Genomic DNA, 10,654 nt, shown 5'->3' on the forward strand with positions numbered 1-10,654 from the left:
CAATGATCCCCTGGCTCACTATCGCGATCGCGCTCCCCGTGATCGGCGCGGCCGTCATCTGGGCGCTGCCGCGCGTGAAGACGTCACAGGCCGCCGCCCCCGCGGAGGCCTCCGCGGGCGCCGCGGCCACGGCCGGGGCCGCCACGGCCACGGCCACCAGGGCCCCGGCGGCCACCGCCGCGGGGGCCGCCGGGTCGCCCGCCGGGACCGCCAAGCGGGTCGCGCTCGGCTTCTCGGTGCTCACCCTCGTCGTCCTCGCCGCCATGGCGCTGAGGTTCGACACGTCCGCGGCGGGCGGCCTCCAGTTCGAGGAGGTCTACCCCTGGATCCCGCGCTTCGGCGTCCACTTCGCGCTCGGCGTCGACGGGATCGCGCTGACGCTGATCCTGATGTCGGCGGTCCTGGTGCCGCTCGTCATCCTCGCGGCCTGGAACGAGAACGAGGACAGGGAGGACGGCGGACGCGGCTACTTCGCGCTCATCCTGGTGCTCGAAGCCATGATGATCGGTGTCTTCGCGGCCACCGACGTGTTCCTGTTCTACGTGTTCTTCGAGGCCATGCTCATCCCGGTCTACTTCATGATCGGCCGGTACGGGCGAGGTGAGGACAGGGCCAAGGCGGCCGTCAAGTTCCTGCTGTACAGCCTCGCCGGCGGGCTGATCATGCTGGTCGCGGTGATCGGCGTGTACGTCATCGGCGGGACCTTCCTGTGGACCGACCTCGTGGGCGAGGGCAGCGCCCTCGCGGCGGTCGACCCGGGCACCGCGCGGTGGCTCTTCCTCGGCTTCTTCATCGCCTTCGCCATCAAGGCGCCGATGTGGCCCGTGCACACCTGGCTGCCCTCGGCGGCGGGGGCCTCGCGCCCCGGCACCGCCGTGCTGCTCGTCGGCGTGCTCGACAAGGTCGGCACCTACGGCATGCTCCGCTACTGCCTGGAGCTGTTCCCGTCCGCGGTCTCGTGGTTCGTGTGGCCGGTGGTCGCACTGAGCCTGGTGAGCATCGTCTACGGCGCGATCCTCGCCATCGGGCAGAGCGACATGATGCGCCTGGTCGCGTACACGTCCGTGTCCCACTTCGGGTTCATCACCCTGGGCATCTTCGCCCTGACGCCGCAGGCGCAGGCCGGAGCCGCCCTCTACATGGTCAACCACGGGTTCGCGACCGGCGCGCTGTTCCTCGTCGTGGGCTTCCTCGTCGCGCGGCGCGGGTCGTCGCTCATCGAGGACTACGGCGGCGTCCAGAAGGTCGCGCCCAAGCTCGCCGGGGTGTTCCTGGTCGCCGGCCTCGCGGGCCTGGCGCTGCCCGGCCTCGCCCCGTTCGTCAGCGAGTTCCTCGTGTTCGTCGGGGTGTACGCGTTCCACCCCGCCCCCGCGGTCATCGCCGCGTCCGGCGTCGTCCTGGCCGCGCTCTACATCCTGTGGATGTACCAGCGCACCATGACCGGCGAGACCCCGGCCCGGCTGTCCGGACTGCGGGACCTGTCCGGGCGCGAGATGTGGGCGGTCGCCCCGCTGCTCGCGCTCATCATCGCGTTCGGCCTCTACCCCCAGCCCCTGCTCAACGTGATCAACCCCGCCGTCGAGCGCACCGTGGAGGTCGGGACCGCCGACACCGCGGGCGCCGGGGCGGACGGGGCCTCTGAGGAAGGAGGCGAGGAGTGATCCCCCACATGGACCTCCCCGTCGTCACCGAGGGACCGCCGGAGATCAACTGGTGGCTGCTCGCCCCGCTGCTCACGCTGTTCGCGGCGGGCGTCCTGGGCGTGCTGTTCGAGGCGTTCGTGCCGGCCAGGCGCAGGCGCCGCCTCCAGATCGGGCTGGCGGCGCTCGCGCTGCTGGCCGCGTTCGTGCTGCTCGTGCTCCAGATCGGCACCCTCCCCGAGGGCCAGGCCGGGGTGACCGTCGCCGCCGGCGTGCTCGCCGTGGACCGGACGGTGATCTTCTTCCAGGGCACCATCACCGTGCTCGCGCTGATCAGCCTGCTGCTCATCGCCGAGAACCGGGACGGCCGGGACGCGTTCGCCGCCCAGGCCGCCACCGTCCCCGGCAGCGAGGAGGAGCGCGCGCACATCCTGGCGGGCTCCCAGCACACCGAGGTGTACCCGCTGGTCATGTTCGCCGTGCTGGGGATGCTGATGTTCCCCGCCTCGAACGACTTCCTGACGATGTTCATCGCCCTGGAGGTCATGAGCCTCCCGCTGTACCTGCTGTGCGGGCTCGCGAGGCGGCGGCGCCTGTTCTCCCAGGAGGCCGCGGTCAAGTACTTCCTGCTCGGCGCGTTCTCGTCGGCGTTCTTCCTGTTCGGCATCGCCCTCGTCTACGGGTACGCCGGATCGGTGAACTTCGGCACGATCAGGGCGGCCGTGGAGGCCGGCGGGGCCGAGATCTTCCAGGGCGAGGGGGGCGACGGCGAACCGCTCCTGCTGATGGGCATCGGCCTCGTCGCCATCGGACTGCTGTTCAAGGTCGGCGCCGTCCCCTTCCACAACTGGAAGCCCGACGTCTACCAGGGCGCCCCGACCCCCATCACCGCGCTGATGGCCTCCTGCACGCTGGTCGCCGCGTTCGGCGCCCTGCTGCGGGTGTTCTTCGTGCCGTTCGGCACCTCGGCGGCCAGCTGGGAGCCGATGCTGTGGGCGGTCGCGGTGCTGACGATGGTGGCCGCCGCGGTCATCGCCGTCACCCAGCGGGACATCAAGCGCCTGCTGGCGTACTCGTCGGTCGTGCACGCCGGGTTCATCCTGACGGCGGTCGTGGCCAACAGCACCGACGGGCTCGCGGGCGCCATGTTCTACCTGGCGGCCTACGGGTTCACGACCCTGGGCGCGTTCGCGGTGGTGACCCTGGTGCGCACCAAGGACGGCGGGCAGGAGCTCGGCGACCTGGAGCGGTGGGCCGGGCTCGGACGCCGCTCCCCGGCGCTCGCCGGTGCGCTCGCCCTGTTCCTGCTGGCCTTCGCCGGTATCCCGCTGACCAGCGGTTTCATCGGCAAGTTCGCGGTGTTCGAGGCGGCCGTCGCGGCCGGGGCCACGCCCCTGGTGGTCGTGGGCGTGCTCAGCAGCGCGGTGACCGCGTTCTTCTACGTGCGGATCATCGTTGTGATGTTCTTCCGGGATCCGGAGGGCGACGGCCCGACCGTGGTGCGCGCGGGCGCGGCCACCGGCGGGGTCATCACGATCGGGGTGGCGGCCACGCTGCTCCTCGGCCTGTACCCCGGTCCGGTGCTGGACCACCTGCTGCCGTCCTCCGAGACGGGCCCGGAACCGGTCGCCGTCATGGTGGACCAGGCCTCCACGGACACCGACGGGTGAACACCGCTGGTCAGAGATCCGGATCGCCCGTGAAACCCGGGTGATCCGGATCCGGCCGCCGTGTACCCGGGTGTGGCTTTGGCTGAGCATTCCGGGTCGGATACCGTGGCAAGTCGGATCATGTTCATGTGCTGAGCACGCGGCGGCCCCCGGGCCTCCTTCCGAGGGTCTCCCCGAGAGGCCGCCGACGTGCCCGTTCAACAGGTGGAGCTTTACGGTGAGCGGTGCTGTCCCGAGCGGGTTTCTCGCTCTGCCGAGAGTCGACCCGACCCTCGCCCGGGAGGTCCAGGACAACCTCGAGAAGGTCGAGGACCTGCTCCGGGACTCTGTGGCCTCCAGTGACCCCCTGCTGTCCGAGGCGGCGTCCCACCTGCTCGCCGCGGGCGGCAAGCGGTTCCGGGCCACCCTCGTGCTCCTCGCGGCCCACTTCGGCGACCCCACGGTCCCCGACCTCATCCCCGCCGCGTCCGTCGTGGAGCTGACCCACGTGGCCACCCTCTACCACGACGACGTCATGGACGAGGCGGAGATGCGCCGGGGCGAGCCCAGCGCCAACCAGCGCTGGGGCAACAGCATCGCCATCCTCACCGGCGACTACGTGTTCGCCAAGGCCTCCGAGATGCTCGCCGACCTGGGCACCGAGGCCGTCCGGCTCCAGGCGGTCACCTTCGGCCGCCTCGTCCAGGGCCAGATCCTGGAGACCTCCGGACCCAGCGAGGGCACCGACCCCCTGGACCACTACCTGCGGGTCATCAGCGACAAGACCGCCTCGCTCATCGCCTCCTCGGCGGAGTTCGGCGGCATGTTCGGCAAGGTCGACCCGGAGACCATCGGGACCCTCACCCGGGCGTGCGACGCGCTCGGCATGGCCTTCCAGCTCTCCGACGACATCCTGGACGTCGCCAGCGAGAGCACCGACTCCGGCAAGACGCCGGGCACGGACCTGCGCGAGGGCGTGCTCACCCTGCCGATGTTCTACGCGCTGCGCTCGCAGGACCCCGCCGACGCGCGGCTCCGGTCGCTCCTCGGCCGCCCGCTGGGCGACGAGGAGGCCGAGGAGGCGCTCAAGCTGCTGCGCGTCCACCCGGCCATGGCGGAGGCGGAGGCCACCCTGAGGGGCTGGGCCGACAAGTCCCGCGGAGAGCTGGCCACGCTCCCGGAGGGACCGGCCAGGAACGCCTTCGAGGCGCTCTGCGACTACGTGGTCGAGCGCTCCGGCTGACACCGGGGCGCCGGGCGGCCGCCTCCCCGTGACCCCGGCCCCATCGGAGGCCGGACGCGGCGCGGCGCCGCCCCGGGAGGGGACGGCGCCGGCGGTCGAGCGGTCCGGTCGGGCGGCGCGGTGGCCCGAGGGGTTCCCAGACCCGCCCCTCTCGGCAACGTCCCCCGTACCCGCGGCCCGCAGGGCGTCGAGCCCGTCCGCAGGTCCTGGTCCGTCGGGGCAGGTCCCCCTCGGGTCGCACCGGTCACCGTCCCGGACGGCCCGCTAGCTGATGACGGGAAGCGCCTCGGAGCCCGGCAGCTGGGTGAAGGTCGGGTGCTGGACCATGTTCGCGGGGACCTCCTGCTCCTTGGTCCCCCCGTCGATCGACACGATGTCGCTGGTGTCGATGTCGTTCAGCAGGTCGGTGCCCCGGCCCAGGCTCGCCACGAGCTCCTCCGCGGTCTCCGTGTTCGCGCCCTCCACCAGGGTGGGCAGGCCCATGTCGGCGGCGGTCCGGGGCAGCGCCTCGGCGGCCTGCGGCAGGGCCTCGGCGGCCTGCGGCAGCGCCTCGTCCACCGGGGCGATGCCGGTGCCCGTGATGCGGGGCACGCCGGCGTCGGCCAGCGGGCCGCCCAGCCCCAGGACGGTCGTGCCCTCGGGGGCGGAGAACACGGTGTCGGTCAGGTCGGCCAGGGGCTCCACGGGGGCGCTCTGCCGGACGGTGCCCCGTCCCAGCGGGGCCACGACCTCGTCCAGGACGATGCTCCCGTTCCCGGTCAGGGCGGTCAGGTCCGAGGGGTCGGGCAGCTCGGCGGCCTGCGGCAGCGTGGTGAGTTCGCGCGTGCCCGGCAGCTCGATCCGGTCGCGCAGGGCGTAGGTGGCCTCCACGGTGTGCGGTACCACCTCGACGAGGGTCGCCTCGGCCTCGGACCCGACGCCCCGCGCGGTGTCCTCCAGCACCCCCCCGGCCGCCACGGCGCGCTCCTCCACGACGGCGCCCGCGGTGTGGCCGACGGTGTCGTGGGGGTTCCCGTCCAGCCCCGTGGCGTCCTGGGCGCCGGACACGGTGTCGGCCAGGGCGGGGACGGGGTTGGGGACGGTCCCGACCGGGGTGGCGACGTCCGTGCCCCGGGGCAGCGGCGCGGAGAGGTCGGGGGCGGGCCGGTCCGGGTTGTGCGCGCTGTCCTGGAGCTCGGACAGGGCGGTGCCCGCGATGGGGCCGACCCCTCCGGGGGCCAGGCTGTTCACGGTGGGGGCGACGCCCTCCACCAGGGCCCGCTCGACGAGCGGCGTGATCTCGCGGACGGGGGAGTCGAGTCCCTCGGCGCCCGCGATCCCGGCGCCGAGGGCGACGAAGCCCGCGGTGCCCGCGGCGAGCAGGACGGCCCTGGCTGAGATTCGCTTGGCCTGCGTCATGGAATTCCTTCCGGAAGCTGTGGTCGGTGCATTCGTGGAAGCCGTGCGCCCGGGGCGCCGACGACCTGGGCCGGAGGTGGACCACCGGCTGACATGAATCACGTGAACGGCGGCACGGGACTCAGGTCAGCTCCCAGGAGGTGCGGCGGGGACGCCGCGCTGGGAACGGTCCGCGCGCGGGAGAGGCACACCGCGCGGTGGGACCGCCCTAGTCGGGGGAGACGGTGGGGTCGTCGCTGGGACCGCTCGGCACGGGGTGCAGCGAGCGGGAGGCCAGGAGCACGGCGGAGGCCGCGGGAGCGGTGACGGGCGGGGCCGTGAGGTAGCCGGCGACCGCGGGGGCGGCGCCGCCCGCGGGCGCGGCGGAGCCGGTGGCCAGCTGGGCGGAGGGCGCCGTCGCGGAGGAGGCGCCGGTGTCGCCGGGCTCCCCGTCCGCCTCGGCGGAGGGGACCTCGACGGCGGGTGCGGCGGACGGTGCGAAGGCGTACACGGGCCCGTGCCCGCCGGGGGTCCCGGCGGAGGCGGACGGGGCGTCATGGCGCCCGTTCCGCCCACGGGCGCGGTCGGCGGATTCCGGCTCCCCCTCGCGGGCCCGGGCCCCACCCGGGGCCGGGGCGTCCTGGACGCCGGACACGGCGTCGACGGCGGGGGAGAGGAGGTTCTGGGCGGTGTCCCGACGGGTCCGGTCGAGGTCCCCGACCACCCGGCGGGCCCCTTCGCGGAGCTCGTCCACCGGCCAGCCGGGATCGTCCAGGAGCCCGGCCGCGTCGTCCCCGTCCTGGCGGCCCAGGCCCTGGTGGACGGTGCCGAGGGTCCGGGAGACCGGTTCGGCGACCCGCTCCGGGACGACCTCGTCGAGGGGGCCGGGGCGGTCGAGCCCGAGCGCGCCGGCGTTCCCCAGCGCGTCCGCGCCGGTGCCGCCGAGGGCGGCGCCGGTCCCGGTGAGCGCGCCCGTCCCGGTCCGCGCGAGGGCCCCGGTCCCGTCGAGGGCGCCGCCGAGGGCGTCCGCGTGGACGGGTGAGGCCCCGAAGAGCCACAGGGTGGTGAGGAACGCCCCCACGAGGAGCGGCAGGCCGAGCAGGGAGGGGCTCATGGAGCACGCGGCCGAGGCGACGCGCATGGCGCGGGCCGTTCGGCTGGTGCGGGGCATGAGGGACCCTCCGGGACGTGCTGCCTGGTCGGAACCGGTACGGTGACCGGTTCGCGACCTGACGTTAGCACAGTGTCACGCAGGGTAGTTTGTGTTCTCCGAAACGGGGAAATCCGTCCGGGTCACTCCTCGTTGTCCGGTCGGGCGTGCTTCTCGGGCTCCCTCTCCCGTTCGGCCTCCTGCGCCATGAGGTCCAGCCTGGCCCTGGTCCGTGCGCGGGAGCGCGAGCGGACGCCGCTCAGCTGGTCGAGGGCGAACACGCACAGCGCCGACCAGACCAGGGCGAAGCCGATCCAGCGGGCGAGCGGCATCTCCTCGCCCTGGACGAGCCAGCCGATGAAGAACATCATGGTCGGGGCGATGTACTGGAGCATGCCGATGATGCTCAGGGGCACCTGGCGGGCGGCCACGCCGAAGAGCAGCAGGGGCAGGGCGGTCACGAACCCGCCGCCGACCAGCAGCGCCGTGTGGGCGGGCGACACCGAGAACGCGGTCCCGGCCCCCGTGGCCTCCAGGTAGACCACGAAGCCCAGCGCCGGCAGGAACATCACCAGCGTCTCGACGGTCAGGCTCTGCATCCCGTCGAGGTCGACGTACTTCTTGACCGCGCCGTACGCGGCGAACGAGGAGGCCATGAGCAGCGCGAGCCACGGCGTCACGCCGTAGCCGACCGTCATCACGGCCACGGCGAGGACGCCCAGGCCGACCGCCACCCACTGGGCCGTGCGCAGCCGCTCGGAGAACAGCAGCACCCCCAGGCACACCGACATCAGGGGGTTGATGAAGTACGCCAGGGAGGCCTGGAGGGTCTGCTCCACGGAGACGGAGTAGATGAACCCCCACCAGTTGAGGGAGATCAGGACGGCCGCGGCGGCGACGGGCAGGAGGCGCCGGGGGCTGCGGAGCACGGCGGGGAGCCAGGACCAGCCCCGGCGGGCGAGCAGGAGGATGACGCACATCGCCAGCAGGGCCCACACCATGCGGTGGGCGAGGATCTCGCTGGGTTCGGAGGCGGAGAGGAACGGCCAGTACAGGGCCGCGAAGCCCCACAGGAGGAAGGCGCTTGCCCCGAGGGCGACGCCGCGGTTGGATTCCGGCACGTACGCAATGGTAGGACGAATCCTCGGGCGTGTCTGCCTCATATCGGGCGATACCCGGACTCGTGAGACGGGTCATGCTCCCAGTGGTCGGGGTGGTCGGGGTGGTCGGGGTGGTCGGGGTGGTCGGGGGCGCCATCGACCGCCCGCCCGGGCAGACCTTCGGCGCCGGGCCGCGGGCGGGGAGGGGTGCGCGCCCGCGCGGGGCCGGTCGGAGGGGAGTCCTCCGCGCCGCCGGAAGGGGCCCGCCTGCCCCGGTCGCGGCGGGGTCGTCCACAGGAGGGAACGGGGCCGTGCGCCGCGCCCGCGCCGCGGATAGCCTGGAGTCATGTTCGGGAGAAAAGCGACCATGGTCGACCCAGCGCGTGCCCTGCCCGGCCGGGACACCCCGATGCCGGTGCACGCGGTGCACACCGTGCTCGGCACGCCACTCACCCCGCCCTACCCCGAGGGGAGCGAGATCGCCGACGTGGCGATGGGCTGCTTCTGGGGGGCCGAGCGGATCTTCTGGCGCCTCGGCGCCGAGCGCGGCATCGTCACCACCGCGGTCGGCTACGCGGGCGGTTACACGCCCAACCCCACCTACGAGGAGGTCTGCTCCGGCCTGACCGGGCACACCGAGGTCGTGCGGGTGGTGTTCAACCCCGGGCGGATCACCTACGCGGAGGTCCTCAAGGCCTTCTGGGAGGGCCACGACCCGACCCAGGGGATGCGCCAGGGCAACGACACCGGCACCCAGTACCGCTCGGCGATCTACTACCACGACGAGGCGCAGAAGGCCGTCGCCGAGGCCACGCGCGACGCCTTCCAGCCGGTGCTGACCGCCGCCGGGTACGGCCCGATCACCACCGAGATCGCGCCGCTCAAGGCCTTCTACTTCGCCGAGGAGTACCACCAGCAGTATTTGTCCGACGCCAAGAACCCCAACGGGTACTGCGGCATCGGCGGCACGGGCGCCAGCTGCCCCATCGGCGTCGTGGGCTAGCCGCCCGGGGCGGGTTCGGCCGCAGGAGCGCGGCCGACCGCGCCGGAGGGATCGGGGCCCGGCCGCCGTGCGACGGCGGCCGGGCCCCTGTGTCCGCCTCGGCCCGCGACCGGGTGAGGGGCCTCGCCGTCCCGGGGCCGCGCACGCCGGCGGTCCCGGCCGCCCGCCTCTCCGCGGCGTGGAGTACGCCCCTGCCCACGCCCCGGGGCAACTTGCCGGAACCGCAATTTTCAGTGCCATAAGTGGAGATCCTGTCGAGACTGGGCGCACCTCGACAGAAAGAGCCCCCATGAGCACCGACCAAGCGACCACGTCCGGGGACGGCGTCCGCGCCCCCGGACCGGCAACCACCCCGCGGCCGTCCCCGCGCAGCCTCCTCCGATCCGCGCGGGCGACGGTGGCCCTCCTGCTCGCCCTCCTGCTCATGGTCGGCGCCGCGGCCTGCGCCACGCCGGCCCCCGAGGAGGAGGTTCCCCCCTACGCGGCCGCCACCCGGGGCGACCCCGGGTTCGAGGGCACGTTCCGGCACGAGTTCGCCGACGTCGACGGGGTCCGCATGCACTACGTGACCGGCGGCAGCGGCACGCCGTTGGTGCTGATCCACGGCTGGCCGCAGACCTGGTACGGCTGGTGGCCGATCATGCCGGAACTCGCCGAGCACCACACCGTCTACGCCGTCGACCTCCCCGGACTGGGCGACAGCGCCGGTTCGCCGACCGGTTACGACAAAGCCACTCTGGCCGGGTACGTACACACCCTGATCGCCGACGAGCTCGGGGTGGTCGACGCCGGCGTCGTCGGGCACGACCTCGGAGCCGCGGTGGCCTTCCAGTACGCCGCCCAGTTCCCCGAGGACACCGAACGCCTCGGCTACCTCGACCTGCCGCTCCCCGGGCCCGGGATCGACGCGTCCGCCTACCGCTCGATGAGCTGGCACATCGCCTTCCACTCCCAGCCCGAGATCCCCGAGACGGTGGTCGGCGACGACGTCCGCGACTACCTGGCGCTGTTCTACCCCCAGGTCTCCTTCAACGGGACGGCGTTCGGGGGCACCTCGGACCGGTCCCCGTTCACCGAGGCCGAGATCGACGAGTACGCGCGGACCTACGCCAGGCCCGAGGCCCTCTCCGGCGGTTTCGACCTCTACCGCACCCTCGACGAGGACGTCCGCGACACCGTGGAAGCGGAACCGGTCGACGTCCCGGCCCTGGTCATGACCGCCCAGGGGCAACTCGACCCGGTCCGGGCCACCGTGGACACGCGCATGACCGACATCGTGCGCGCGGTGGAGGTGCCGGGAGCGGGGCACTGGCTCGTCGAGGAGAACCCCGAGTTCGTCACCGCGGAGCTGCTTCGCTTCCTCGACGGGTGACCCGGCCCCGGGGGCGGTGTTCCGGCACGTCGCCCGGGCGGCCGCACCGGTGCGGCCGCCCGGGGCCCCGCCCCCCCCCCCGGGGGCGCGGGGGCCGTGGTTGGCGAGCGGGGGCGGTCG

General features: G+C 73.5%; 8 protein-coding genes. 5 read left to right on the forward strand and 3 right to left on the reverse strand.

Translation table 11 applies throughout. The features are described 5' to 3' along the window. The first annotated feature begins 2 nt into the window (after positions 1–2). The 3 genes from ABZ234_RS17760 (at position 3) to ABZ234_RS17770 (ending at position 4,532) form a co-directional block, all read left to right on the forward strand. The gene (locus ABZ234_RS17760) at positions 3–1,661 is read left to right on the forward strand and encodes an NADH-quinone oxidoreductase subunit M (protein WP_355012795.1); all 1,659 of its coding nucleotides are present in this window, start codon (positions 3–5) and stop codon (positions 1,659–1,661) included. 8 nt (positions 1,662–1,669) lie between these two features. Further along, on the forward strand, positions 1,670–3,310 hold the full coding sequence (gene nuoN / locus ABZ234_RS17765; RefSeq protein WP_267950532.1) for an NADH-quinone oxidoreductase subunit NuoN: 1,641 nt from the start codon (positions 1,670–1,672) through the stop codon (positions 3,308–3,310). Between the two features lie 217 nt (positions 3,311–3,527). Then, a complete protein-coding gene (locus tag ABZ234_RS17770; protein WP_267946782.1) occupies positions 3,528–4,532 on the forward strand; it encodes a polyprenyl synthetase family protein in 1,005 nt (334 codons plus the stop codon). Positions 4,533–4,796: 264 nt separating this feature from the next. Here the strand turns inward: ABZ234_RS17770 and ABZ234_RS17775 are convergent, their stop codons facing one another. The 3 genes from ABZ234_RS17775 to rarD all read right to left on the reverse strand — a co-directional run bounded on the left by ABZ234_RS17775 (position 4,797) and on the right by rarD (position 8,180). Next, complete coding sequence (locus ABZ234_RS17775; RefSeq protein ID WP_355012796.1) at positions 4,797–5,930, reverse strand: hypothetical protein; 1,134 nt, start codon at positions 5,928–5,930, stop codon at positions 4,797–4,799. A 208-nt stretch (positions 5,931–6,138) separates the two neighbouring features. Continuing rightward, entirely contained in the window at positions 6,139–7,080 is a 942-nt protein-coding gene (locus ABZ234_RS17780; protein ID WP_355012797.1) for a flagellar associated protein, read from the reverse strand. 122 nt (positions 7,081–7,202) lie between these two features. After that, entirely contained in the window at positions 7,203–8,180 is a 978-nt protein-coding gene (gene rarD / locus ABZ234_RS17785; RefSeq protein WP_355012798.1) for an EamA family transporter RarD, read from the reverse strand. A 325-nt stretch (positions 8,181–8,505) separates the two neighbouring features. Between rarD and msrA the strand changes: the two genes are divergently transcribed. Next, positions 8,506–9,162 carry a peptide-methionine (S)-S-oxide reductase MsrA gene (gene msrA, locus ABZ234_RS17790; RefSeq protein ID WP_355012799.1) on the forward strand — a complete coding sequence of 219 codons (657 nt, stop codon included), beginning with the start codon at positions 8,506–8,508 and terminating at the stop codon, positions 9,160–9,162. 289 nt (positions 9,163–9,451) lie between these two features. Then, positions 9,452–10,534 (forward strand): alpha/beta hydrolase, encoded by a 1,083-nt coding sequence (locus tag ABZ234_RS17795; protein ID WP_355012800.1) that lies wholly within the window; start codon positions 9,452–9,454, stop codon positions 10,532–10,534. Positions 10,535–10,654: the final 120 nt, after the last annotated feature.

Origin of the sequence: Nocardiopsis sp. NPDC006198 (genome assembly GCF_040613895.1) — a bacterium.
Lineage (GTDB): Bacteria > Actinomycetota > Actinomycetes > Streptosporangiales > Streptosporangiaceae > Nocardiopsis > Nocardiopsis tropica.

Coding starts and splice junctions, on each gene's coding strand:
- ABZ234_RS17760 (WP_355012795.1), top strand. CDS start 3: ATGATCCCCTGGCTCACTATCGCGATCGCGCTCCCCGTGATCGGCGCG.
- nuoN (WP_267950532.1), top strand. CDS start 1,670: ATGGACCTCCCCGTCGTCACCGAGGGACCGCCGGAGATCAACTGGTGG.
- ABZ234_RS17775 (WP_355012796.1), bottom strand. CDS start 5,930: ATGACGCAGGCCAAGCGAATCTCAGCCAGGGCCGTCCTGCTCGCCGCG.
- ABZ234_RS17780 (WP_355012797.1), bottom strand. CDS start 7,080: ATGCCCCGCACCAGCCGAACGGCCCGCGCCATGCGCGTCGCCTCGGCC.
- msrA (WP_355012799.1), top strand. CDS start 8,506: ATGTTCGGGAGAAAAGCGACCATGGTCGACCCAGCGCGTGCCCTGCCC.
- ABZ234_RS17795 (WP_355012800.1), top strand. CDS start 9,452: ATGAGCACCGACCAAGCGACCACGTCCGGGGACGGCGTCCGCGCCCCC.